The 25,014-nt window shown below is 64.4% G+C and carries 22 protein-coding genes; 8 read left to right on the top strand and 14 right to left on the bottom strand.

Translation table 11 applies throughout. The annotated features are described in order from the left end of the window. Positions 1-5 precede the first annotated feature (5 nt). Positions 6-377 (bottom strand): YciI family protein, encoded by a 372-nt coding sequence (locus ACSQ3Q_RS04725; protein ID WP_436133254.1) that lies wholly within the window; start codon positions 375-377, stop codon positions 6-8. 308 nt (positions 378-685) lie between these two features. On the opposite strand from ACSQ3Q_RS04725, the gene ACSQ3Q_RS04720 reads away from it, so the two are divergent. Together ACSQ3Q_RS04720 and groL are read left to right on the top strand one after the other, a co-directional pair. Beyond that, positions 686-976 carry a co-chaperone GroES gene (locus ACSQ3Q_RS04720; RefSeq protein WP_008905626.1) on the top strand — a complete coding sequence of 97 codons (291 nt, stop codon included), beginning with the start codon at positions 686-688 and terminating at the stop codon, positions 974-976. Positions 977-1,149: 173 nt separating this feature from the next. Continuing rightward, positions 1,150-2,802: a chaperonin GroEL gene (gene groL / locus ACSQ3Q_RS04715; RefSeq protein ID WP_436133253.1), complete on the top strand. Its 1,653-nt coding sequence runs from the start codon at positions 1,150-1,152 to the stop codon at positions 2,800-2,802. Between the two features lie 397 nt (positions 2,803-3,199). Here groL and ACSQ3Q_RS04710 read toward each other — a convergent pair whose 3' ends face one another. The 4 genes from ACSQ3Q_RS04710 to edd all read right to left on the bottom strand — a co-directional run bounded on the left by ACSQ3Q_RS04710 (position 3,200) and on the right by edd (position 8,741). Beyond that, complete coding sequence (locus ACSQ3Q_RS04710; protein WP_436133252.1) at positions 3,200-5,299, bottom strand: TonB-dependent siderophore receptor; 2,100 nt, start codon at positions 5,297-5,299, stop codon at positions 3,200-3,202. Positions 5,300-5,611: 312 nt separating this feature from the next. Further along, on the bottom strand, positions 5,612-5,911 hold the full coding sequence (locus tag ACSQ3Q_RS04705) for a DUF805 domain-containing protein (protein ID WP_436133251.1): 300 nt from the start codon (positions 5,909-5,911) through the stop codon (positions 5,612-5,614). A 413-nt stretch (positions 5,912-6,324) separates the two neighbouring features. Further along, complete coding sequence (eda, locus tag ACSQ3Q_RS04700) at positions 6,325-6,954, bottom strand: bifunctional 4-hydroxy-2-oxoglutarate aldolase/2-dehydro-3-deoxy-phosphogluconate aldolase (RefSeq protein WP_436133250.1); 630 nt, start codon at positions 6,952-6,954, stop codon at positions 6,325-6,327. A 17-nt stretch (positions 6,955-6,971) separates the two neighbouring features. Beyond that, a complete protein-coding gene (edd, locus tag ACSQ3Q_RS04695) occupies positions 6,972-8,741 on the bottom strand; it encodes a phosphogluconate dehydratase (RefSeq protein WP_436133249.1) in 1,770 nt (589 codons plus the stop codon). An 86-nt stretch (positions 8,742-8,827) separates the two neighbouring features. On the opposite strand from edd, the gene ACSQ3Q_RS04690 reads away from it, so the two are divergent. The 3 genes from ACSQ3Q_RS04690 (at position 8,828) to ACSQ3Q_RS04680 (ending at position 11,500) form a co-directional block, all read left to right on the top strand. After that, a complete protein-coding gene (locus tag ACSQ3Q_RS04690) occupies positions 8,828-9,733 on the top strand; it encodes an SMP-30/gluconolactonase/LRE family protein (RefSeq protein WP_436133248.1) in 906 nt (301 codons plus the stop codon). A 270-nt stretch (positions 9,734-10,003) separates the two neighbouring features. Beyond that, the gene (locus ACSQ3Q_RS04685; RefSeq protein ID WP_436136940.1) at positions 10,004-10,843 is read left to right on the top strand and encodes a hypothetical protein; all 840 of its coding nucleotides are present in this window, start codon (positions 10,004-10,006) and stop codon (positions 10,841-10,843) included. A 123-nt stretch (positions 10,844-10,966) separates the two neighbouring features. Next, the gene (locus ACSQ3Q_RS04680; RefSeq protein WP_436133247.1) at positions 10,967-11,500 is read left to right on the top strand and encodes a GNAT family N-acetyltransferase; all 534 of its coding nucleotides are present in this window, start codon (positions 10,967-10,969) and stop codon (positions 11,498-11,500) included. Positions 11,501-11,611: 111 nt separating this feature from the next. Here the strand turns inward: ACSQ3Q_RS04680 and ACSQ3Q_RS04675 are convergent, their stop codons facing one another. Together ACSQ3Q_RS04675 and pgi are read right to left on the bottom strand one after the other, a co-directional pair. After that, complete coding sequence (locus ACSQ3Q_RS04675) at positions 11,612-12,844, bottom strand: AGE family epimerase/isomerase (protein WP_436133246.1); 1,233 nt, start codon at positions 12,842-12,844, stop codon at positions 11,612-11,614. Positions 12,845-13,029: 185 nt separating this feature from the next. Next, positions 13,030-14,592, bottom strand: coding sequence for a glucose-6-phosphate isomerase (gene pgi, locus ACSQ3Q_RS04670; RefSeq protein ID WP_436133245.1), 1,563 nt, complete (start codon positions 14,590-14,592; stop codon positions 13,030-13,032). Positions 14,593-14,797: 205 nt separating this feature from the next. Between pgi and zwf the strand changes: the two genes are divergently transcribed. After that, entirely contained in the window at positions 14,798-16,252 is a 1,455-nt protein-coding gene (gene zwf, locus ACSQ3Q_RS04665) for a glucose-6-phosphate dehydrogenase (RefSeq protein ID WP_436133244.1), read from the top strand. A 337-nt stretch (positions 16,253-16,589) separates the two neighbouring features. Further along, a complete protein-coding gene (locus ACSQ3Q_RS04660) occupies positions 16,590-16,763 on the top strand; it encodes a hypothetical protein (protein WP_436133243.1) in 174 nt (57 codons plus the stop codon). A gap of 26 nt (positions 16,764-16,789) precedes the next feature. Here the strand turns inward: ACSQ3Q_RS04660 and gloA2 are convergent, their stop codons facing one another. From gloA2 to ACSQ3Q_RS04625, 7 genes are all read right to left on the bottom strand, one after another. Beyond that, positions 16,790-17,224 (bottom strand): SMU1112c/YaeR family gloxylase I-like metalloprotein, encoded by a 435-nt coding sequence (gloA2, locus tag ACSQ3Q_RS04655; RefSeq protein ID WP_436133242.1) that lies wholly within the window; start codon positions 17,222-17,224, stop codon positions 16,790-16,792. Continuing rightward, positions 17,224-18,198 carry a glucokinase gene (glk, locus tag ACSQ3Q_RS04650; protein WP_436133241.1) on the bottom strand — a complete coding sequence of 325 codons (975 nt, stop codon included), beginning with the start codon at positions 18,196-18,198 and terminating at the stop codon, positions 17,224-17,226. The genes gloA2 and glk overlap by 1 nt, the downstream gene beginning before the upstream one ends. A 307-nt stretch (positions 18,199-18,505) precedes the next feature. Continuing rightward, entirely contained in the window at positions 18,506-19,570 is a 1,065-nt protein-coding gene (locus tag ACSQ3Q_RS04645) for an ABC transporter ATP-binding protein (RefSeq protein WP_436133240.1), read from the bottom strand. Positions 19,571-19,576: 6 nt separating this feature from the next. Beyond that, entirely contained in the window at positions 19,577-20,446 is an 870-nt protein-coding gene (locus ACSQ3Q_RS04640) for a carbohydrate ABC transporter permease (RefSeq protein WP_436133239.1), read from the bottom strand. Further along, a complete protein-coding gene (locus ACSQ3Q_RS04635) occupies positions 20,436-21,317 on the bottom strand; it encodes a carbohydrate ABC transporter permease (protein ID WP_436133238.1) in 882 nt (293 codons plus the stop codon). Before ACSQ3Q_RS04635 ends, ACSQ3Q_RS04640 begins: the two co-directional genes overlap by 11 nt. A 212-nt stretch (positions 21,318-21,529) precedes the next feature. Then, a complete protein-coding gene (locus ACSQ3Q_RS04630; RefSeq protein WP_436136939.1) occupies positions 21,530-22,651 on the bottom strand; it encodes a carbohydrate porin in 1,122 nt (373 codons plus the stop codon). 98 nt (positions 22,652-22,749) lie between these two features. After that, positions 22,750-24,000 (bottom strand): ABC transporter substrate-binding protein, encoded by a 1,251-nt coding sequence (locus tag ACSQ3Q_RS04625; RefSeq protein WP_436133237.1) that lies wholly within the window; start codon positions 23,998-24,000, stop codon positions 22,750-22,752. Positions 24,001-24,236: 236 nt separating this feature from the next. Here ACSQ3Q_RS04625 and ACSQ3Q_RS04620 point away from each other — a divergent pair, with 236 nt between their 5' ends. Next, the gene (locus ACSQ3Q_RS04620; RefSeq protein ID WP_436133236.1) at positions 24,237-24,953 is read left to right on the top strand and encodes a response regulator transcription factor; all 717 of its coding nucleotides are present in this window, start codon (positions 24,237-24,239) and stop codon (positions 24,951-24,953) included. The last annotated feature ends 61 nt before the right edge of the window (positions 24,954-25,014 follow it).

Here is a 25,014-nt window from a genome sequence, read left to right as displayed (position 1 = left end):
TCAGCTCACCGCGCGAGGTAGAAATCCATGGGGATGAGTTCGACGGCCCATCCCCCTTCTTCGCCCAGGATGGCGGCTGGGTGCATGGATGCGAGGCGGATTGCCTCCTCCCGGCTATCCGCCTCGATGATGAACAGGCCGCCGATCACTTCCTTCGACTCGGTATAGGGTCCATCGCTGACGCGCGTCTTGCGGTTGTGGGGGTGCAGCGTCGTCCAGCTATTCGGCTCGCCAAGCGAAGCGGAAACCAGGACCTTGCCTGTCGCGCGCATCTTTTCGTCCAGGGCCGGACATTGGCTTACCAGTGACTTGACGTCTTCAGACGACATGGCCGTGAATTGGTCGGGGGTGAAGTAAGCGAGACCGAGGTATTTCATGGGAAAGAGCTTTCTAAGGATGTTCCAACCAACGACGAAGCGGACTGTCCGAAATCGACAATTTGGGCCCGCAGGGGGTTTGGTCACACGACATGGGCCGCCTACGGCACCCAGCACCCTGTCGGCCGGCCAGAGCCCGAAATCCCACTCCCAGCCGGGCGGTGGTCTTGAAACTGCAACAAATGCCCGTATCATTAGCACTCACCTCAGACGAGTGCTAACAGCACCCTTCTGCCGGGAATTTGGTAGCGCTTGGCATCGCCAGGCCTTGAGTCCCTTAGCTTTTTACTGAAAACAGGAGCAATGCAATGAACCTTCGCCCTCTGCACGATCGCGTGATCGTCAAGCGTATCGAAAGCGAAACCACGACGGCCTCCGGCATCGTGATCCCTGACAACGCCGCTGAAAAGCCCGATCAAGGTGAAGTGCTGGCCGTCGGCCCCGGCAAGAAGAACGACAAGGGTGACGTGCTCGCCCTGAACGTGAAGGTCGGCGACCGCGTTCTGTTCGGCAAGTACTCGGGCCAGACCGTCAAGGTCAACGGCGACGAGCTGCTGGTCATGAAGGAAGACGATCTGTTTGCAGTGGTCGAAAAGTAATCGCTAAAGCGATTACTTTCGTCGAAGGCTAACTTGGCGCAGCCAAGTTAAGGGCCGCAGGCCCGGCCGAAGACAGAAGTCACCCAGCATTCCAGAACTCACATTTTCATAGCTGCTAACGCTTACTGGACAAGCGCTAGCGGTAAATTTGAACCAAATTTAGGAGCTCCATCATGGCAGCAAAAGACGTAGTTTTCGGCGGCGAAGCCCGCGCACGCATGGTTGAAGGCGTGAACATCCTGGCCAACGCGGTCAAGGTGACCCTGGGTCCTAAGGGCCGCAATGTGGTGCTGGAGCGCTCGTTCGGCGCCCCTACCGTGACCAAGGACGGTGTGTCCGTGGCCAAGGAAATCGAACTCAAGGACAAGCTGCAGAACATGGGCGCCCAGCTCGTGAAGGAAGTGGCCTCCAAGACCAGCGACAACGCTGGTGATGGCACCACCACCGCCACCGTGCTGGCCCAGGCCATCGTGCGCGAAGGCTTCAAGTACGTCGCCGCCGGTATCAACCCGATGGACCTGAAGCGCGGTATCGACAAGGCTGTGACGGCCCTGGTTGCCGAGCTGAAGAAGGCTTCCAAGCCCACGACCACCTCCAAGGAAATCGCACAGGTCGGCTCGATCTCTGCCAATTCCGACGAAACCATTGGCAAGCTGATCGCTGACGCCATGGACAAGGTTGGCAAGGAAGGCGTGATCACCGTGGAAGACGGCAAGTCCCTCGACTCCGAACTGGACGTCGTGGAAGGCATGCAGTTTGACCGCGGCTACCTGTCGCCCTACTTCATCAACAACCCAGAAAAGCAATCCGCCATTCTGGACAACCCCTTCGTGCTGCTGTTCGACAAGAAGATCAGCAACATCCGCGACCTGCTGCCCACGCTGGAGCAAGTTGCCAAGGCTGGCCGTCCGCTGCTGATCATTGCCGAAGAAGTCGAAGGCGAAGCCCTGGCGACGCTGGTGGTCAACACCATCCGCGGGATCCTGAAGGTTGTGGCTGTGAAGGCACCTGGCTTCGGCGACCGCCGCAAGGCCATGCTGGAAGACATCGCCATCCTGACGGGCGGCAAGGTCATCGCTGAAGAAGTGGGCCTGACGCTCGAAAAGGTGACCCTGGCCGATCTGGGCCAAGCCAAGCGCATCGAAGTGGGCAAGGAAAACACGATCATCATCGACGGCGCTGGCGCTGCAGGTGACATCGAAGCCCGCGTCAAGCAAGTGCGCGTGCAGATCGAAGAAGCCACGTCCGACTACGACCGCGAAAAGCTGCAAGAACGCGTGGCCAAGCTGGCCGGCGGTGTGGCCGTGATCAAGGTGGGCGCTGCCACCGAAGTCGAAATGAAGGAAAAGAAGGCCCGCGTGGAAGACGCACTGCACGCAACGCGCGCAGCTGTGGAAGAAGGCGTTGTGGCCGGTGGTGGCGTGGCCCTGCTGCGTGCCAAGCAAGCTGTTGGCACCTCCATCAAGGGTGACAACGCTGACCAGGACCACGGCATTGCCCTGGTGCTGAAGGCCATCGAAGCGCCCCTGCGCGAAATCGTGAACAACGCCGGCGGCGAAGCCTCGGTGGTGGTGAACGCTGTGTTGGCCGGCAAGGGCAACTTCGGCTTCAACGCTGCCAACGACAGCTACGGCGACATGCTCGAACTGGGCATTCTGGACCCCACGAAGGTCACCCGCACCGCACTGCAAAACGCGGCTTCCGTGGCATCGCTGCTGCTGACGACCGAGTGCATGGTGGCTGACGCGCCCAAGGACGAAGCCGGCGCTGGCGGCGGCATGCCTGACATGGGCGGCATGGGTGGCATGGGCGGCATGGGCATGTAATTGCCGGCCGGCCATACGCGCGGCGGGCCACGATCCTGCTGCGCGTAAGTCTCCACAAAAAAACCCCGCAGGTTGCGAAACCTGCGGGGTTTTTTACTGGCGGGACCGCTATCTGTCGCTAGTCACGGTGACGAGGCAGCACTGCTGCACAGGCGATACCACCTCGGAGGGTAGGAGGTCTTGATGGCGACCTGTTGAGAGTGCGCGCGTCTGTGCCCGATTCATTCCGAGGGATCTACGCCACAGCCGGCGCCAAACCAACAACTCGCGCGCTCAACCCTCCAATTCGTTCCAACCGTTCGGGCTGAGCCCGTCGAAGCCTTGTGCGGCGCTTCGACAGCCTCAACGTGACCGGGTTTACATGGGGGCCGAGGCGCAGGCCAGTCCCCTGTCGGGATCAGAACCGGTACGTCGCACTCAGCACCACGTTGCGCCGTGTCGCCCACCAGCAGTCGCCACGGGACAGGCAGGTGCTCATGTACTTCTTGTCGGCCAGATTGCTGATGTTCAGCGCGTAGCGCCAGTCCTGGGTGTCGTAGGCCAGCAGCGCATCGACCACGCCCGCCGCAGGCACCTTGGGGCCCGAGCCGTCGCGGAACGACGACAGCCAGCGGTAGCCCGCGCCCGCCGAGAAGCCCCGCACGCCGCCGATGGAGAAGCGGTACACGCCCCACACGGCGGCCTGGTGGCGCGGCAGGCCTTCCAGCAGCGGATCGACATCGGTGTAGTTGTAGTGGGCGGTCAGGTCGAACGCAGTGGCCACGCGGGCCTTGTATTCCAGCTCCAGGCCTTTGTTGCGCGTCTGGCCCACCTGCAGCGAGTTGTTCGGAACCACCGGGTCGACCACCTTCTGGTTCTTTTCCTTGAGGTCGTACACCGCCGCGGTGAACTGGGTGGAACTGCCCTCGGGCACGTACTTCACACCCACCTCGATCTGCTCGCCCTCCAGCGGCTTGAAGCGCTGGCCGTAGGCATTGGTGCCGCTCACGGGGCTGAAGGATTCGGCGTAGCTGATGTAGGGCGTCCAGCCCCCGGCCAGCTGGTACATCACGCCCAGGCGTTTGGTCGTGTCGCTGGTGCGGTCATCGGCCGAGCCCGCCAGGCTGTTCACCGCGCGGTCATGGCGCAGGCCCGCGATGAAGATCCAATTGCCCCACTTCATCTGGTCCTGCACATACAGGCCGCTCTGGCGCTGCACGTTCTCTGGTTTGTTGACTAGCGTGGGATTGATGCGGTGGCCATACACCGGTGCGTAGGCATCGATGGGCGTGTTGTACGAATCGTCGGCTTCGTTCTTGTTTTCGCTCTGGCGGTTCCAGTCCACGCCCAGCAGCAGTTGGTGGCGCAGGGCACCCGTGGTGAGGTTGCCTTGCAGGTGCGTGTCCACCGTGGCCATGCGCGTGCGCGTGACGTTCTGGCCGTACAGGCGGCCAATCAGGCGCTGGTTCACGGGGTCTGCGCCGAAGCCGCCGACGGTGCTGAAGAAGTCCGCGTAGTGGTAGCCGCCGCGGTTTTCGTTGCGCGCCAGGCGCAGGTTCTGGCGCACCGTCCAGGCATCGTTGAAGCGGTGTTCGAACAGGTAACCGATGGATTCGCGGTCGCTGTCGTAGTAGTCGCCGGGCTCGCCAATGAAGCGGTTGATGGGCAGCTGGCCATCGGGGTTGGGCAGGAGCGTGCCCGACCACGGCAAAAACTGCGCGGTGCTGCCCGTGCGGTCTTGCTGCCAGTGGGCCTGCAGGACCAGCGACGTGGCGGCATTGGGCCGCCAGGCGAGCGAGGGCGCGATCAGGCGGCGGTCGTTCTGCACATGGTCGGTTTGCGTGTCCGCATCGCGCGCCACGGCCACCAGGCGGTACGACCACTCGCCGTCCTTGGTGAGCGGGCCGGTCAGGTCGGCCTGCAGCTGCTTGCGGTTCCAGCTGCCCAGCTGCACGCCCACTTCGCGCTGCGATTCCTGCAGCGGGCGCTTGCTCACCATGTTGACCACGCCGGCCACCGTGCCCGCGCCAAAGAGCATGCCGGCCGGGCCGCGCAGCACCTCCAGGCGCTCCAGCGTGTAGATCTCGACCGGTGTGGTGCTGGTGTACCAGTTGTAGCCCTGGCGCAGGCCGTCGAGGTAGGTATCTGGGTAACTGCCGCGCACCCGCACACTGTCAGAGCGGCTGTCCAGGCCATAGGCGTCACTGCGCACGCCGGCCGCGTAGAGGAGCGCCTCTTGGAAGGTCGTGGCGCCCTGGTCCACCAGCTGGTCGCGGGTGACCACGGTGACGGACTGCGGGGTTTCCGACAGCGGTGTATCGGTCTTGGTGGCGGTGGCTGCGTTGCGCGCGCGGTAGCCGATCACCGGGGCGGTGGCAGTCTCTTTCTCGGCGCTCGCGTCCACGCGCACCTCGGACAAGGTGGCGCCCACGCCCTGCGCCATCACCCAGGCCGGTGTGCCGCCAAAAGCCAGGGCAATGCCGATGCAAACCGCGGTCTGCCGATGTTGAAACGTCATGATATTCAAGAATAGAAATAAGAATGATTACTATTCTAGAAATCAAAGTGCTGTGCGGCCGGCCTCAAACACGCGTTGTCGTACCACGGCAACAGCTCTCCCCCAGCTTACCGCCACGAGATGCTTCTCTTTTGATAGCTATAAGCGCTTTACCAACAAGCGCTAGGGCCAATTTTTTATGCCGATTTCGAAGTGGGGACCCTGTGCGTTGCCAGTAGCGCCCGCACCGGGCACACGCACAAAAAAGCCCGCGGGCCTTGCGGCCAGCGGGCTCGGTGTGCGGGCCGCAGCGGCCCACCATCCTTCAGCGGATCAGCCTTCGCTAGGCTGCGCCCACCAGTACACCAGCACCAGAAAACCGATACCGGTCAGCGACAGCAGCTGCCACCAGCCAGAGCGGCCGATGTCGTGCAGGCGGCGGGCGCCCACGGCCAGTGCGGGCAGCAGCAGCGCGATGGACACGATGCCGGAAATCACATCGCCCAGAAAGCTGGCAACGATCACCGCAATGATCTGGAACAGGAAAAACCACCAGAACTCGGAGCGCACAGCGCGGCCCGAAAAAGTCGCGTACTGCGTCAGGCAGCTTTTGATAGCCGAAACAAAATCCATAGTGAACTCCCTCTCTTAGAAAAATCATGAAGGCGAAGGAGCCTCTGCACGGACCAAACATCCAGCAGCCAGCGCGCGTTGGTGGACCCGGATCGGCTGCCAGGCGCGAAGTGCCGCGATCAATAGCCTTCGCTAGGTATCGCAGGCAATTCACAACCCGGCAAAACGCCCAAAGCCGCAATGCGCGCCGCGCGGTGATTGGTGCAGAGGCTCCCTCATGGTGGGGCAAGCCCCTGCGCATGATAGGGGGAAGCAGCGCTTCGAAACCACGCGCTTGTTCGTCGCCTGCCCATGGCCTGTGCGCGCACGCGGCAAGCTGCCACACCGTTGCGCAGCATTTGCTACATATTTAATAGCTATAAAAGCTTATAAAACATGCGCTAGTAGGCAATTTGACCTGAAATTGATACGACTCAAGCCGCCTTGCGCAGGCTTTGCGTGTCGCGCGCCAGCTGCGTGATGCGCGCCCAGTCGCCCGCGCGCACGGCGTCGGTGGGCGTGAGCCACGACCCGCCCACGCAGCGCACGTTGGGCAACGCCAGATAGTTGGGCGCAGTGGCGGTGGTGATGCCGCCCGTGGGGCAAAAGCTCACCGCGCCAAACGGGCTGACCCACGACTTGAGCAGCGGAATGCCACCCACCGCCTCGGCCGGGAACAGCTTCAAGAAAGAGAACCCATCGGCCAGCGCCGCCATGATCTCGCCCGACGTGGCCACGCCCGGCAGCAGCGGCAGGTTCAGGCCCTTGCAGGCGCTGCCCACGGCCGAGGTGTAGCCGGGGCTCACGGCAAAACGGGCGCCCGCCTCGCTCGCGCGGCGCGCGTCATCGGCATTGAGCACCGTGCCCACGCCGACCACGGCTTCAGGCAGGTTGCGGGCAATGGCTTCGATGGCGGGCAGGCCGGCGGCAGTGCGCAGCGTCACCTCCAGCACCTTCACGCCACCGGCCAGCAACGCTTCGGCCAGTGGCAGCGCGTCTTCCACGCGGTCGATCACGATGACCGGGATGACCGGCCCATGGCTGGCGATATCGAGAGGGTTCATGGGGACGGATGAAGAGGTCATAGCCATGTGCAGGCTCCTTGTTCAGCGCCGCCCGCATGGCGGCGAAAGTTGGCGAAAAGCTCGCGGCCAAAGCCGGCGGCAGATGGGGCGGGGTAAGGGGCCAGCGCCCGCGCGGCCCAGGTGGCCTCGTCGACCAGCACATCGAGCGTGCCGGCCACCGCATCGACCCGCACGATGTCGCCGTCGAGCACCTTGGCCAGCGGGCCACCCGACATGGCTTCGGGCGTGACGTGGATGGCAGCGGGCACCTTGCCCGATGCACCGCTCATGCGGCCATCGGTCACCAGCGCCACCTTGAAGCCCTGGTTCTGTAGCACGGCCAGCGGCGGGGTGAGCTTGTGCAGCTCGGGCATGCCATTGGCCTGCGGTCCCTGAAAACGCACCACAGCCACCATGTCTTGTTGCACTTCGCCTGCGCTGAACGCGGCCAGGAGTTCTTCTTGCGAATCGAACACGCGCGCGGGTGCTTCGATGATGTGGTGGTCTTCCGGAACGGCCGACACTTTGATCACCGCGCGGCCCAGGCGCCCCTGCAGCAGGCGCAGGCCACCGGTGGCGCTGAACGGCGCGCTCACCGGGCGCAGCACGCTGGTGTCGCCCGATACGGCCGGCGCGCTCTGCCCGCCTTCGGCAATGCCGCCTGCGTTCACGCTGAGCACATCGCCATGCATAAGGCCGTTGGCCAGCAGCTCGCGCAGGATCCACGGCGGCCCACCCGCGTCCTGGAACTGGTTCACATCGGCGTCGCCGTTGGGGTACACGCGGGCCAGCAGCGGCACCACGGACGACAGCTCGTCGAAGTCCGTCCAGTCGATCAGGATGCCCGCGCTGCGCGCAATCGCCACCCAGTGGATCAGGTGGTTGGTGGAGCCACCGGTGGCCAGCAGCGCCGCCATGGCGTTGACGATGCAGCGCTCGTCCACCAGGCGCCCGATGGGCGTGAAACGCTGGCCGCGCTTGCCGATGTCGAGCACCGTGCGCACGGCCTGCCGCGTGAAGGATTCGCGCTCGCCCGTGCCGGGCGGCGCAAAGGCCGCACCGGGCACGTGCAGGCCCATGGCTTCCAGCAGCATCTGATTGCTGTTGGCCGTGCCGTAGAAGGTGCAGGTGCCGGGGCCGTGGTACGCAGCCGATTCGGCCTTGAGCAGTTCTTCGCGCCCCACCAGGCCTTGCGCATACTGCTCGCGCACCTTGGCCTTGTCCTTGTTCGACAGGCCCGAGCCCATGGGGCCCGCTGGCACAAACACGCAGGGCAGATGCCCATAGTGCAAAGCACCGATCAGCAGCCCGGGCACGATCTTGTCGCACACGCCCAGCAACAGTGCGCCATCGAACACATCGTGGGACAGCGCTATCGCCGTGGCCATGGCAATGGCATCGCGGGAGAACAGTGACAGCTCCATGCCGGGCGTGCCCTGCGTCACGCCGTCGCACATCGCAGGCACCCCGCCAGCGACCTGTGCCGTGGCGCCGTGGCGGGCGGCTTCGTCGCGCAGCAATGCGGGGTAGCTGTGGTACGGCTGGTGGGCCGACAGCATGTCGTTGTAGGCCGTGACGATGCCGATGTTGGGCGCCTTCTCCACCGTGATCTTGAACTTGTCGGCACCGGGCAGCGCCGCGTAGGCATGGGCCAGATTGGCGCAGCCCATGCGGTCTTGCGGGGGCTTGCGCCGGACCATCGCGTCCACCGTTGCCAGGTAGGCCGCGCGGGTGTCCTGGCTGCGCAGGGTGATGCGGGCCGTCACGCGCGCTACGACTGAATGCATGGGATGCTCCATCGTTGGATGGGCCTGTGTTCAGGCCATGTTTTTGAGTCCTACAATGTAACTCGATAACCACCCCGTTTCAACCCATGACCCTCCAGCGCCTGCCCCTTCCGCCCTCCGAGCTGGGCGAATCGCCGTTCTGGCATCCCGACGAAAATTGCCTCTACTGGTGTGACATTCAGGGGTGCACAGTGAACGCTTGGGACCCGGTCAGCGGCGTGCACCGGCAGTGGAACACGCCCAGCGAGCCCGCCTGCTGCGCGCCTGCAGCGAACAGAAAAGTAGTAATCGGGTTACGGGACGGCTTCTACCTGCTCGATACCGCCGACGGCGCGCTCACCCTGTTGGCCTTGCTGCCACACGAGCAGCACGACACCCGGCTGCTGCGCTTGAACGACGGCCGCTGCGACACGGCCGGCCGCTTCTGGGCGGGGTCGATGATCACCCCGCGCACGGCGCCCAACGCCGCCTTGTGGAGATTGCAGTCCACCCCCGGCGGCTACGCCGTGCGCCACATGGCGGGCGACAACTTCACCGCCAACGGCCTGGCCTTCAGCCCCGACAACCGGGTGATGTACTGGTCCAACACGCCCGAGCACCGCATCGACCGGTTTGACTTTGACGTGGCCACGGGCGCCATCACCAACCGCCAGCCCTGGGTGCATTTCGACCGCAAAGTGGATGGGCAGCCGTACGGCGGCCGGCCGGACGGCGCTGCGGTGGATGTGGAGGGCAACTACTGGGTGGCGATGTATGAAGGCGGCTGCGTGCTGCAGCTCTCGCCCGCTGGCGATGTGCTGCAGCGCATCGCCACGCCGGTGGTGTGCCCGACGATGGTGTGTTTTGGCGGGGAGGATTTGCGGACGCTGTACGTTACGTCGGCACGGGCAGGGAGGCCTGTGGCAGAGCAGGACGCAGACGTTCCAGCAGGATCGCTATTTAGCCTGCGCGTGGAGGTGCAGGGACTGCGGGTGAATTTCTTCGAACCCTGACGGGCGCAGCACGAAGCCCCGGCAGGTCACAAAGAGGCGCCGGGCGCGGGGCATGGATCCGAGCCGAGCTCCCGAGACCCCGCTCAGCTAGCGCTGCATCGTGGGCGACGCCCCAACCGCCATAATTTCCTGATGCCTTTGCAGGGCGTGGTCTGTGTCGGCGCCTACTTTGCGCGCAGACGCGCAGTCATCTTGTTGATTCCATGCGACTAGGAAACGATGTGGGATCCCCCATCGCTGTCCTCCAATGAGTACAAACCTTTGAACCATATGCGCCGTTTTCTTGCAGCAGGGATTGCAGCCGCCATGGGCTGGAAAGTGGCCTCGGCCCTGAAGCCTGAGGAGGGATCCCCCAACAAGGAGGTTCCAGCTTCTGCATCGTCGGTACAGCCCCGCCACGTCCTGTGCTTCCTCGGGAAAAGTCGCGATCAAACGCCACTGTTGGACGCAGTGTCTGGCGCGATCCGTGATTTCGCGACCGGGTTCAGTGTGGACGAGGCTTACTCCCTGCCTGAGCCTGACGAGCGCATGGAGAGGTCTTTCGCGGTCAGCCGGGATCGGGTTGCACCCAATGCATGGACTGCAGCCGACGAAAAATCAGTCGCCAGCCACCAGTCCGTCCTCTATGTCCTGGGGCCGCGCATGCACCAGCACGAGACGGTCAAGGTTTCGATGACCGCGTTGCAGCTGGTCAGCCGGTTGATCGATGCGGGAGCTATTGCTGCCAAGGGCGAAAGTGCAGGGGTCGCGCACGGGCTCGATCGATGGAAGGACCTGATCCGCCAAGGAGCGGAGGCACTCAAGTCGGGCGACCTGTTGGCACAACAACGGATTGGCCGGCTGGCTTTCGCCAAACGCCCGCTCTCGGCCCGAGGCTATCTTGAAAGTGTTGGCTTCCACCTCGTCGGCTTGCCAGAGGTGTACGTGCCGCAATCGCTGGGATCGGAGATGCTCATCGTCAATTTGATGGATGCGGTAGCGGACGAGATCGCACAGCGCGGACTTGTCGAGGTGCTGAAAGAGCGCCGCGCCAAGCTTACGTTCACCTCGACTTATGAAGACGATGATTTCAAGTTCAATCCGTTTGGAATAGTCAGGCTGTCCCGATAACGTCGCCGCGGGAGCAGACGGAGCGCTCCGCAATGGAGCGTCCTGGAGCCGGGCCCCGTCGACCGCGGCTCCCTGCCTGCCCGCGCTTGAAAGCCCCCATTCACAGCTACAGCTTCAGTCCCCATGCTTGCTTCCGGTCGCTTCCAATTCCGCCCCTTCGTTGAATCCGATCTCCCGACGTTCGTCGAGGCCGTCCTGGAGTCCACCAACACCGTCGGGAAATGGATGCCGTGGGCCCATGCCAACTACACAGCAGCCGAGGCTGACGCCTGGTTTGCCCACTGCCAAGCCGAGCGGGAGAATGGTTCCAGCTACGAGTTCGGCATCTTCGACGCCGAATCAAAAATCCTTGTTGGGGGCTGCGGCCTCAATCAGTTCAACCCAGCCAACGGCTTTTGCAACCTCGGCTATTGGGTCCGCCAATCTTGGCAGCGCAGAGGTGCCGCCTTGGCCAGCATTCAAGCACTCAGCCATTACGCCTTTGCGGAGCTCAAGCTTGATCGCGTTGAGATCGTCATTGCCGAACACAACACACCCAGTCTCAGCGCGGCGGAGCGGTCAGGTGCGGTTCGAGAGTGCCTCGCGCGAAATCGGCTCAAGATTCAAGGCAGCTTCACCGATGCCTATGTCTTTTCCCTCATCGCGCCAGACATCTAACCGTCCGTCCAGGGGATGCCTTGTGCCAAGGCGCAGGCCGACTCCTGCGTCGAACATTGTGCGACCGCCCGTCGCAGCTGCCCTGGCTGCGGCCTACCGACAGCAGCCATCTCACGCACGCACGTCTCCCAAGGCCAACAACACGTCATAACACGCCCCCATGTTGTGATAGTCCACCTTCCCCGCATTGCTCTTCTCGCGGGTCGTGTTGCGGTTGCTGCGGTCCAGGATGCGAAACCACGCGCCGTGTTCGTGGTCCACGAAATGCTCCCAGCAGTACGCCCAGATACGGTCGTACCACTGCCAATAGCGCGCGTCGCCCGTGCGCAGGGCCAGCACCGCGGCGGCGGCCATGCTTTCAGCCTGCACCCAGTGGTATTTGCCGTCGTCGCAGATGCTGCCATCCGGTGCCAGGCCGTAGACGATGCCGCCGTGCACGCTATCCCAACCCTTGTCCAGGGCCGCATCGAACAGGAACTGGGCGCAGGGCAAGTGCCAGTCGGCAGGCACCAGGGCGTCGAGTTGCAAGAGCAGCTTGGCCCACTCGGTCTGGTGGCCGACCTGGTAGCCCCAGGGCCTGAAGATGTTGCTGCGGTCGTGGCGGTTGTATTCCCAGTCCACCGACCAGTCGGCGTGGAAATGCTCCCACACCCAGCCCTCGGCACCGGGGGCCGTGGCACGGTTTGACAGCGCTGCCTGCCGCTGGCAAATGCCCTGCGCGAGCTGCTCTGCGCGTTCGATGTAGCGCGCCTCGCCCGTCGCGCGAAAGGCCGAGATCATGGCCTCGCAGGCGTGCATGTTGGCGTTCTGGCCGCGGTAGTCCGTCAGCGCCCAGTCGGGCGATGCCTCGTCCGCGTACAAGCCCTTCGCAGGCTGCCAGAAGTGGCGCTCGGCGGTGTCGAATGCCTCAGCCAACCAGCCACGCGCCTCGGGCACGCCGGCTTCGAACGCGCGGGCATAGGCCAGCATCACAAATGCCATGCCGTAGCAGTGCCGCGTAGCGTCGAGCACGGTGGCCCGGCCATGCTGCCAGTCGACGAGCCAGGCGTAGCCATCCGTGGCAGGGTCGAGAAACGCGGCGCGCAGAAACTGCAGGGCGTGGACCATGCCGGCCTGGTAGCGGGGCTCGCCCGTGGTGCGGTAGAGCATGGCTTGCGTGACCACAAACCGTGTGGCGCTCACCAGGTGGCGGGTGCGGGTGTCGTAGACCGTGCCGTCGTCCAGAAAGAAGTGGTACATGCCGCCGCTTGCGTCGGTGGCCACGGGGTCGTAGAACGCCATGGTCTGGCGGATGTGCGCGCGCAGGAAGTCGGGCGAGCGGAAATCGGGCTGGGACGCAGTCATGGTGGAACTCTCCTGAGCCGTTCGGGCTGAGCTTGTCGAAGCCTTGCGCGTCGCTTCGACAACTCCGCGTGAACGGACTTGTACTTTTGTTTGGTTGCGTGCTGGCAGTAGCGCGCGCGGGGCTTCGACAGGGTCAGCCTGAACGGTGAGGGGCGCGCCTCGGCGTCATGCCGTGCGCTTGCGCTTCAGGCGCCGCTGCGCAGGCGGCCCAGCAGCCCCGCGGTGGAGCCATCCAGCCCCGCCGCATCGCCGCTGGCAAGCCGCGCTTCAATGTCTTTGGCCAGCACCTTGCCCAGCTCCACGCCCCACTGGTCGAAGCTGTTGATGCCCCACAGGCTGCCGCTCACAAACACGCGGTGCTCCTGCAGCGCAATCAGCGCGCCCAGCGAAGCGGGCGTGAGTGCATCCAGCAGCAAGAAGGTGCTGGGCCGGTTGCCCGGGAAGTGGCGATGTCCGTCTTCGCCCTCTTTGCCCACCATCAGCGCCTGGGCTTGCGCCAGGGCATTGGCGAGCAGCTTCTCGTGGTGTCCCTTCAGGGGATGGGTGGCCTGGCGCACGGCAATCAGTTCCAGCGGCAGCACGTCGGTGCCTTGGTGCAGCATCTGAAAAAACGCGTGCTGGCCATTAGTGCCCGGCTCGCCCCACAACACGGGCGATGTGGCCAGCGCCAGCGGCGTGCCGTCGCGCGCCACGCGCTTGCCGTTGCTTTCCATCTCGAGCTGTTGCAAATAGGCCGGCAGGCGGCGCAGCGCCGCGTGGTAGGGCGCGATACAGCGGCTGGTGAAGCCGTGGAAGTTGCGGTACCAAACGTCAAGCAAGCCCAGGCGCACCGGCAGGTTCTGCGCGAATGGGGCCGTGCGGAAGTGTTCGTCCATGGCATGGGCGCCGGCCAGCAGATCGCGAAAACCTGCGGAGCCGATGGCAATGGCCACGGGCAGTCCGATGGCGGACCACAGTGAGTAGCGTCCGCCCACCCAGTCCCAGAACCCGAAGGTGGTGGTGATGCCCAGCGCCCGTGCAGCCTCCACATTGGTGGTGAGCGCCGCAAAGTGGCGCCCCACATCGCGCCCGCCCTGCTGCTCAAACCATGCCAGGGCCGAGGCGGCGTTGGTCATGGTCTCGGCCGTGGTGAAGGTCTTGGAGGCGATCAGAAACAGTGTGTTCTGCGGGCGCAGCGACTGCAGCGCCGTGTACAGCTCATGCCCATCCACGTTGGATACAAAGTGCAGCCGTTTGCCGTGGGCGCGAAATTGCTCGAGCGCCAGCACGGCCATGTGCGGCCCCAGGTCTGAGCCGCCGATGCCGATGTTCACGATGTCGGTGATGGCGTCGTCGGCACGCACGGTGTCGGCATACGCGAGCATGGCGTCGAGCGTGGCGTGCACGTCGGCCAGGTGGCCGGCAAGGCTGCTGCTATCCCCCGGCAGCGAAAGGCCCGCGGGGCGGCGCAGCAGCGTGTGCAGCACGGCGCGGCCTTCGGTGCTGTTGATGGGCTGGCCGCCCAACATCGCGTCACGGTGCTGCGCAAGGCCGGTGGCCTGCGCCATGTCCAGCAGCAGCGCTTCGGTGCTGCGGTCCCACAGGTTTTTGGAAAGGTCGGCAAACACATGGGGTGCCGACTGGCTGAAGTGGGCAAACCGCTGATGGTCCTGGGCAAAGGCCTGGCGCAGATCCAGCGCGCGCCCTTGGGCAGAAAAGGCAGCCTGCAGCTGAGGCCACTGCGGTGTGTGATCGCAACGGAGGGACATGGTGGGTTCGGGTGGGAGGGTCAATGCCGCGAGATAGTAACTTGATTACCAAATTTGTTCGATAAATTTCTATCTGGGAACTGTCATAAATCGTTCTACAGGCCTTGCACCTACACATTTCGATGTAACGAGATTACAATTTCCAGCCTGCGCCGGTGGGCTTGCATGCCAGCGTGCCAACAACCAACACTGATACGGAGACCCCATGAGTTTTGACCTCGTCCTGTTTGGCGGAACCGGCGATCTGGCCTGGCGCAAGCTCATGCCGGCGCTTTTTCAGGCCTTCCGCCACGGGACCTTGCCCGAGGGGGGCCGCATCATTGCGGTGGCACGCGACGAGTTGAGCCATGAACAATACCGCAGCCTGATCCAGTCGCGCTTTGACAGCGTGGACCTGGCAAAGCGCCCCACCCCCGACGAGTTCGAGCGCTTTGGCGCGCTGCTGCACTACCTGCGCATGGACCTGTCGCAAACGCAGGACTACGCGCGCCTGGCCAGCCTGCTGCAAGAGCGCGCTGCCGACACCGTGGTGATGTACGTGGCCACCGCCCCGAGCCTGTTCACCAACGTGTGCGAGCAGATTGCCGCTGTCGGCCTGAACGGCCCCAACACCCGCATCGTGCTCGAAAAGCCCCTGGGCCACGACCTGCGCTCCAACCAGGCCATCAACGACACCTTGCGCCGCGTGCTCAAGGAAGAGCAGGTGTTTCGCATCGACCACTACCTGGGCAAGCCCGCGGTGCAGAACCTGTTTGCCATGCGCTTTGGCAACGCGCTGTTCGAGCCCCTGTGGCGGCGCGAGAACATCGCCAACATCCAGATCACCATTGCCGAAGAGCTGGGCGTGGAAACGCGCGGCGCCTTCTACGACCAGACCGGCGCACTGCGCGACATGGTGCAAAACCACGCGCTGCAACTGCTTTGCGCCATCGGCATGGAGCCACCCATCAACTCCAGCGCCAACGCCATCCGCGACGAAAAGCTCAAGGTGCTGCAGTCGCTCAAGCCCTGGAGCATGGAGACCATCGGCCAGCATGTGATTCGCGGCCAGTACGCCGCGGGCAACACCCACGGCCAGAACATGGCGGGCTACCTGCAGGAAAAGGGTGTGGCGCCCGGCAGCACCACCGAGACCTTTGTCGCGCTGCGCACCGAGATCTCCAACTGGCGCTGGGCGGGCGTGCCGTTCTACATCCGCACCGGCAAGCGGCTGGCGGGGCGCGACGCGCACATCGTCGTCAACTTCCGTCCCGTGCCCCACCCCATCTTCAAAATGCCCTCGGGGGCGGTGAACCGGCTGGTCATCAACCTGCAGCCCAAGGACGGGCTGGAGCTGCACCTGCTGGCCCAGGGCGCCGCGCAGCACCAGACCGAGCCCGCGCTGTCACAGGTGGCGCTCAACCTCGACTTCGACCAGCGCTTTGGCACCGAACGCGTGGGCGCGTATGAGCGCCTGCTGCTCGACGTGATCGCTGGGCGCCTGAACCTGTTTGTGCGCAGCGATGAGCAAGAGGAAGCTTGGCGCTGGGTGGAGCCCATCCTGCAGCACTGGAAGAACGACCCCGCGGGCCCGCGGCCGTATGCGCCGGGCAGCTGGGGGCCGAGTGCAGCCAGCGCGATGATTGCGCGCGATGGGCATTGCTGGAGCGAAGAGATGTAGATGGGAAGCGGGAGCCCAGCCTAACGGCGGTGCGGCTTCCAAATCCAGCGATTCAGCGATCCGGCGTTTTCGGGCTACAAACCAGAGCGAACGGTAGCGCTGCCTCCGTGTTAGCGCCGCTACAGTGGAGCCCACAGGTGATGAGGCAAGCTTCCAATAGCGCCGCCCTTTTCCGGCCCTTCCGCACCGCCTCCCTTCACCCCATTGCCCGCGGCCAAAACCGCTTCCTTCACGGATGAACCCCTCTTTCTCTCCCGCTGAACGCGCCGTTCTTCTCGCAGTCAAAGGCGTCGGCCCCACCGTCGTATTGCGTCTGGAACAAATGGGATTTGCCAGCATGGCCCAACTCGCAGAAGCCGACGCCCGCGACATCCTGGCGAAGGGCGCCAGCCTCTCGGGATCGTCGTGCTGGAAGAACAGCCCCCAGGCCCAGGCGGCTGTATCGGCGGCCATATCCGCTGCGCTGGTGGAGGTGCACCGGACCAGCGCCCATCCAGTGGCTGAACGCTGAGGCCGCTGCATCCCGCTCCATGGCAGCTACGCGGCTGAGCTCCCCACCAGCTCAATCGGCAGCCCATCCGGATCGGCCAGGAAAGTGAATTCGGCGCCGGTAAAAGGGTCAATTCGCACCGGCTCCACGGCCACGCCGTGCGCTGCCAGCACCACCAGGCTCGCGGTCAGGTCGTCCACCCGCAGCGCCAGATGGCGCAAACCGCAGGCCTCCGGATAGGAAGGGCGCTGTGGCGGGTTGGGGAAGGAGAAAAGCTCGACCTGCGAGCCATCGGGCAACTGCAGATCAAGCTTGTGGGACTGCCGCTCGGCGCGGAACACCTCGTTCAAGACCTGAAGACCCAGCACCTCGGTGTAGAAGCGGCGCGAGCGCGCGTAGTCGCTGGCGATGATCGCGACATGGTGGATGCCTGCCAGCTGCAGCGCGGGCAAAGCGGGCGGCACGGCGCCACTGTCCGCCATCACTCTGCGCCCGCGATATCCAGTGCGCGCGATGCGCCGTACAGCGCAGGGGTGACGGTCGGGTCGATGATCCAGCAGGGGATAGCCGCCAGATAGGACTGAAAACGCCCCTTGGCCTCGAACCGCGCGCGGAACGACGATTTGTCAAACCACGTTCCGAGGCGCGGCACCATGCCGCCGCCCAGGTACACGCCACCGCGCGCGCCCAGCGTCAGGGCCAGGTTGCCCGCGACGCTGCCCAGGAACCCGCAGAAAAGATCGAGGGCTTCCAGCGCCAGCGGGTCGTTCGCTTGCAACGCGAGCTCGGTCACCTGCGCAGCGGAGCTAACTTCTTTGCCGCCGCGCTGGGCCAGCCGGCGCACCGCGTGGTACAGGTCCACCAGGCCGGCGCCGCACACGGCGCGTTCGGCCGACACATGGCCGTAGCGCTCTTGCAGGATGTTGAGCACGTCGAATTCGCGCTGGGTCTGCGCGGCCAGTGTGACGTGGCCGCCCTCGCCCGACAGCGGCACGCCCGCGGTGGAGCCCGGCGGAAACACCAGGCCTGACACGCCCAGCCCCGTGCCGGGACCGACCAGCGCAATGGCGCTGCCCGCCACGCCCTCACCGCCGCCCACCTGGCGCAGCAGGTCGGGCGTGAGCAGCGGCAGCGCCAGCGCCAGGGCCGTGAAGTCGTTGATGACCACCAGGCGCTCAAAACCAAAAGCTTCACGGACCGCGCGCTGCGAAAAGCTCCAGCTGTGGTTCGTCATGCGGATCGCATCGCCTGTCACGGGGTTGGCAATGCCGAAAGCTGCTTCGCGCGGGGTGGGCACGCCCACCTCTTTCAGATAGGCCGCCAACGCAGCGTCGACGGTGGGGAACTGCGCGCAAGGCAGCACGCGCGTGTCGTTGAGCGGGCCCGTGGGCGATGCCTGCCAGGCCAGCCGGATGTTGGTGCCGCCAATGTCGGCAAGAAGGCGCAGTGGGTGCATAGGTCGATCGCAGAGGTCGTTGGCGGTAGCGCAGGGCCCGGCCAGGGGGCAACCTTTTGCTACCAAAAATATAGCAACAAGTGGATATACATCAAGCGGTAGAGCCTGTTTTTACCTGAAACCCAAGGCCTGGCAAAGACCAAAGCCCCTGCGGCCACTGGGCAAACCGCCGGCGGGAGGGCACCGGGCGGCGTACCGCCAAGGTCAGCCGGGCCGGGTGCCCGCGGCCAGGACAGGGCGGGCCGCCGGTGGCGGAGGAACCACCGCGCCTCTTCAGCGTGGAGGCGGGTCAGCTGAATCCGCAGTCTCAGGCCAGGCGCTCTTCGGACTTCGCATCAAACCAGTGGGCGTTGGCCGGTGCCACGGTCAGGCCCACCTGATCGCCCGGCTGCACGCGGGTTTGTGCGTCGGTGCGCAGCGTGACGCTGCCTGCCGCGGTGTCCACCATCACATAGGTGTCGGGGCCGGTGGGTTCCACCACGCTGACCTGCCCGCGCCAGGGCGCGTCGTCCTGCAGTTGCAGATGTTCGGGGCGCACGCCCAGCAACATCTCAGCGGCGCCCGCGGGCGGTGCCAGGTTCAGCGATGCGCCCTCGATGCCAAAGTGCCCGGCGGGCTGCGCACCACCGCGCAGCAGGTTCATGGTGGGCGAACCGATGAAGGTCGCCACATAGGTATTGGCCGGGCGGTTGTAGATCTCGTCGGGCGTGCCCAGCTGCTGGACCACGCCGCCCTTCATCACCGCGATGCGCGATCCCAGCGTCATGGCCTCGACCTGGTCGTGCGTCACGTACACGCTGGTGATGCCGCTGGCCTGGTGCAGGCGCTTGATCTCGGCGCGCATCTCCACGCGCAGCTTGGCGTCGAGGTTGGACAGCGGCTCGTCGAACAGGAACAGCTGCGGCTGGCGCGCCAGCGCCCGGCCCATGGCCACGCGCTGGCGCTGCCCGCCCGAGAGCTGGCTGGGCCGGCGGTCCAGCAGGTGGCTGATCTGCAGCATGGCCGCCACTTCGTCGATGCGCTTTTGCCGCTCGGGCTTGGGCATCTTGCGCATCTCCAGCGCAAAGCCGATGTTGTCCGCCACCGACAGCGTGGGGTACAGCGCGTAGCTCTGGAACACCATGGCGATGTCGCGGTCGCGCGGGGGCATGCCCACCACGTTCTTGTCGGCGATGCGGATCTCGCCCTCGGTCGGCTCGTCCAGGCCCGCGATGATGTTGAGCAGCGTCGACTTGCCGCAGCCCGAGGGGCCGACCAGGATCAGGAACTCGCCCGGTGCCACGTGGATGTCGATCTTGCGCAGCACCTCGACGCTTTTGTCGCCCTTGCCGAAACGCTTGTTGATGCCTGCGATGTCCAATGAAGACGCCATGATTCCTTATCCCTTTACGGCGCCGGCAGTGAGGCCGCGCACAAAAAATTTGCCTGCGAGAACGTAGATCACCATGGTCGGCAAGCCCGCGATGATCGCGGCCGCCATATCGACGTTGTAGGCCTTCACGCTGGAGCTGGTGTTGGCCAGGTTGTTGAGCCCCACGGTCACCGGCTTGGAGTCGGTGCCGGAGAACACCACGCCAAACAGGAAGTCGTTCCAGATGTTGGTGAACTGCCAGATGAGCGTGACCATCACGATGGGTGTGGACAGCGGCAGCACGATGCGCCAGAAGATCTGGAAGAAGCTCGCGCCGTCCATGCGTGCGGCGTTCACCAGCTCTTTCGGGATGGCCGCGTAGTAGTTGCGAAAGAACAGCGTCGTGCCCGCCAAGCCCGCCAGGCAGTGCACCAGCACCAGGCCGGTGATGGAGCTCGACAAGCCCAGCCAGCCCAGCACCTGACTCATCGGCAGCAGCACCACCTGGAAGGGCATGAACACGCCGAACAGCAACATGCCGAACAGCGCGTCGCTGCCGCGGAACTTCCACAGGCTGAGCACGTAGCCGTTGAGCGCGCCCCACACGGTCGAGATCAGCACCGCAGGCACGGCCATGGCCACCGAATTGAGGAAAAACGGGCGCAGGCCGTTGCAGTCGACACCCGTGCAGGCAGTGGACCACGCCGAGCCCCAGGCCGCCCAATTCAATGCGGCGGGCAGGGCCAGCAGCGAGGTGCTGCGGATCTCGTCCGCATCCTTGAACGACGTAACAAGCATCGCGTACAGCGGCAGCAAGAAGAACGCGGTCGCCAGGGCCAGCACCGCATAGACCAGGAAGCGGCCCACGGAAGGGAGAAGTGAAGGTTTAGCGGTCATGGGGCTTGGTCCGCAGTTCGCTGTACAGGTACGGGATCACCAGGGCCGCCACGGTGGCCAGCATCATGGTGGCGCTGGCAGCGCCCAGGCCGATCTGCCCGCGCGAGAACGACATGGTGTACATGAACGTTGCAGGCACGTCGGTGGCAAAGCCGGGGCCACCGGCCGTGAGCGCCATCACCAGGTCAAAGCTCTTGATTGCCAGGTGCGACAGCACCATGACGGTGGAAAAGAACACAGGCCGCAGCGCCGGCAGCACGATGCGCCAGTAGATGCGCGGGAGCGATGCGCCATCGACCTGTGCGGCCTTGATGATGCTGTCGTCGATGCCGCGCAGGCCCGCCAGAAACAGCGCCATCGCAAAACCCGCGCTTTGCCAGATGCCTGCGATCACCACGCAGTAGATGGCCATGTCGGTATCGACCAGCCAGCCAAATTCAAAATTGGGAAAGCCCCAGTCGCGCACCATTTTTTCGATGCCCAGGCCCGGGTTCAGCAGCCACTTCCAGGCCGTGCCCGTGACCACAAACGACAGGGCCATGGGGTACAGGTAAATCGTGCGGAGGGCGCCTTCAGCGCGGATCTTCTGGTCCAGCAGCACGGCCAGCACCACGCCAATGGCGAGCGACCCGCCCACATAGCCCACCCCGAAGATGCCCAGGTTCTTGAGCGCCACCCACCAGCGGTCCATCTCCCAGAGTTTTTCGTATTGCGCCAGGCCCACCCACTCGTAGTTGGGGAGCATGCGCGACGCGGAGAGGCTGAGCACGCCGTTCCAGACCATGAGGCCATAGATGAACGCAAAGCCCAGAACAAAAGCCGGTGTCACGACCAGCTTGGGCAACCATGTTTCAAACGTGTTTTTGCTCATGGCCGCGGAATGTGTTTGTCATCGTCCTGCATTAGAAAAAACGGGGGGCACGCAGGAGTGCCCCCCAAATGAACAAAGTAACCTCTGACTAACTCGCTAACTCGCTAACTCGCTAACTCGCTAACTCGCTAACTCACTCACCATTCCATGTCCAAGCCGCGAGGCTTGCGGAGCGAGCGCCCCGCGTTCCCAGCGGCCCGACGCGGAATTTCTTACCACCAGACCTCGTACTGCACGCCCACCAACGTGCGCGAGGTCTTGCCGTTGGCGCCGAACGTGGCGGCATTCGCCACGGCAGCTGCCTGGTTCCAGTTGACCTTGGTCACATACAGGCGCAGCTCGGGGCGTGACCAGAAGTCTTCCGACAAGGCCAGAGCACCCGCCAGGGTGGCCTTGGACAGGCGCTGATCGGGACCCGTATTGCCCTTGCGCGTGGTGGTCGACAGCTCGGCCAGCATCTTGAAGTTCTGCGTTACGGCGTACGAGCCGCGGCCGCCCAGCGAGAAGTCCTTGGTCTCCACCCCGGTCAGGTCGGCCTTGTTGGTCTGGTAGCCGATGATGGCTTGACCACCGAAGGGGCCGCTTTGCCAGTTGATCGAGTCGGCAATGCGTGTGGAGCGGCGGCCAGCACGGGTGCCGTCGATGGATTCAAACTCGCCATCGATGCGGGCATGGCCGCGGGACGTCTGCAGGAACAGGGTGTTGCTGATGCTCGGCAGCAGGAATTCCTTTTGCGTGTGCATCAGCGAAACGCCCGAGCCCGAACCGCCACCCACCTGGTTCTTGCCGCCCACCGCAGTCAGCAGCACGCGCAGCTTGCCGCCAGGGTTTGTGTTGATCTCCGAGAGGTCGGCATTGAAACGGTGCGCCTTCACGTCGTTGGGCAGGTTGCCGTCGAACTTGTCGCCCGTGAACACGCCGAGGCCCAGCTTCATGCCGCCCACCGGGATGTCTGTCACGCCCGCACCGATGTTGTCGCCGTAGTTCAGCAGAAAGTAGTCGACGATGTGCACATCCTGAATGCGCAGGCGGCGCTGCCCGGCCCAGAACTTGGCTTCTGGCGAGAAAGAGAAGCCGCTCATTTCCACGTAGGCCTGCTCGGTGCTGATGTCGCCACTGCCCCACTTGGCGGGCATGTAGTTCACCTTCCACTTGATGCCGTTGGTCTCAAAACCGCGGGCGAAGTTGACTTCAATGCCGTTGTCGCCCTCATTGCCCAGGCGGAACATCTGCAGCTCGCCGCCCAGGCCGATGTGACCTTTGACGCCGTCGGAGTGGTTGAACACGGGGCCGCCCCGCGAGTAACCGTTGAACTCAAAGCCCGCTACTTCCATAGCAAAGGCGCCATTTGCGCATGCGGCGGCCAAAGCCACCGCCGTGAGGCGGTTTCTTGTCTTCATGATGGGATCCCTCTAGTGGTGGTTTATTTGGCTTACTTGGTCTTGGCGGCGGTCGCGATCTTCTTCATGGCGTCCGCAACGCTCACCTTGTCGTCATTCCAGAACTGGCTGACAACGTCCTTGATGGCGCCTTCGGTAGCGGGCGCAATCGCCATGCCGTGGGCCACGCTGGGCAGCAGGCTGCCGCTCTTGGCGGTGTCGACGAAGTCCTTGGCCGAGGCCTTGGCGCAGTCGTCGAACTTGTCCATCTTCTGGCCGGCCCGTACCGGGATCGAGCCCTTGTTCAGGTTGAACACTTCCTGGAACTCGGTGCTCATGATGGAGCTGGCCAGGTCGCTCTGCGCCTTTTGGGCGGCGGCGTCCTTGAGCTTGAAGAGGATGAACGAGTCCACGTTGAAGGTGTACGACGTGGTCGTGCCCGGTGCTGCAGCGCACAGGAAGTCCTTGCCGGGCACCTTGTTGGCGGCCAGGAACTCGCCCTTGGCCCAGTCGCCCATCAGCTGAAAGCCTGCCTTGCCCTGGATCAGCATGGCCGTGGCCAGATTCCAGTCGCGGCCGGGGGCGCCAGCGTCGGTGTACGACTTGATGCGGCGGAAGGTCTCGAGCGACTTCTTCATCGTGTCGCTATTGATGGCCTTGTCGTCGAGCTTGACCAGTGCGTCCTGGTAGAACTTGGGACCACCGACACCGAGCACCACGGACTCAAACGTGGTGAAGTCCTGCCAGTTCTGGCCACCATGGGCCACAGGCACCAGGCCGGCGGCCTTGAGCTTGTCGGCAGCAGCAAAGAACTCGTCCCAGGTCTTGGGCATGGCGGCTACGCCGGCCTTCTTCAGCGCCTCGGAGCTGCCCCACATCCAGTTGACGCGGTGCACGTTGACGGGGGCGGCCACGTAGGCGCCCTTGTACTTCATGACATCGGCGACGACCTTAGGCAGCAGCTCATCCCATTTCTCGGCCTTGGCCAGGGTGTCCATGTTGGCCAGCACGCCTTCGGACGCCCATTCCTGGATGGCGGGACCCTTGGTCTGCGCAGCGGAGGGTGGGTTGCCCGAGATCACGCGGCTCTTGAGCACGGTCATGGCGCTGTCGCCACCGCCGCCGGCCACGGCAAAGTCGCGCCAGGTGTGGCCCTTGGCCTGCATGATCTTCTTGAGCTCGGCGACCGACTTGGCCTCGCCGCCCGAAGTCCAGTAATGCAGAACCTCGACCTCCCCTGCGCTGGCCGACATCGCTGCCGCCAGGCCCACCGCGACTGCGGCGATCTTTGTCATCTTCCACATACCCTTGTCTCCTCGATGTTTGAATCCGTTTGGTGCGCAGCAGTCCGGTGCCGTTCAGCGCAGTCGGTACTTTAATTACAATAATTAATGAACATATCAGGGCTTTCCCGGGTTGTTGGTTACATGCCAGTGCCCTGCCGCCGTTATCCGATTACCGCGTTTGCGCAGTGTGTGGTCGCCCCGAACACACAGGCCCACGGCGACCGCCGCGGGAGGCGCTTTGTTATGCTCAATCCATGCCCACCCTACTGATCGTCGAAGACGATGCCCTGCTGCTCGACGCTCTCACGGGACAGCTCAAACAGCTCGAATTTGACGTCTGCACGGCGTGCAACGTGGCCCAGGCCATGGCGCTGTTGCAGACCCAGGCGGTGGACGGGATCATCCTGGACCTGGGCCTTCCGGGGGCCGATGGCATGGAACTGCTGACCTGGGTCCGCAGCCACATCGTCGGCCTGCCCGTGCTGATTCTCACTGCCCGCGACGGCATCGACGACCGGGTGGCGGGCCTGAACGCCGGGGCCGACGACTACATCACCAAGCCCTTCAACATGCAGGAGCTGCAGGCCCGCCTGCAGGCCATGCTGCGCCGCGCACGGCAGCCCGCATTCACGCAGCCCAGCAGCGCATCGGGCGGTCCCAGCACCACCATCGGCCCACTGCTGCTGGACCATGCCGGCCAAGCCGCCACGCTCGACGGCGCCCCCCTGGAGCTGACGCAGCGCGAGTGGGAACTGCTGGAGCTGCTGGTCAACCGCTGCGGCGAGGTCGTGACACGCGACGACGTGCTGGCTGCCTGGCGCGCCGGCCCGCCCGAACCCGGCCAGTCGGCACCGCCGCTCGCATCGAACGCGCTGGAGGTGTATGTGCACCGCCTGCGCAAGAAGCTGGACGACACCAGCCTGGCCATCCGCAATATCCGGGGCCTGGGCTACATGCTCGAAAGACCGTGATGCGCGTCGCTCCGCCCCTGAGGCACTTCGCGCCTTCCCCCCGGGAGGACGCCGCCCTTGC

The sequence above is a fragment of the Acidovorax sp. LjRoot129 genome (genome assembly GCF_964253765.1).
GTDB lineage: Bacteria > Pseudomonadota > Gammaproteobacteria > Burkholderiales > Burkholderiaceae_C > Acidovorax.
This window is presented reverse-complemented; position numbering and strand designations above follow the sequence as displayed.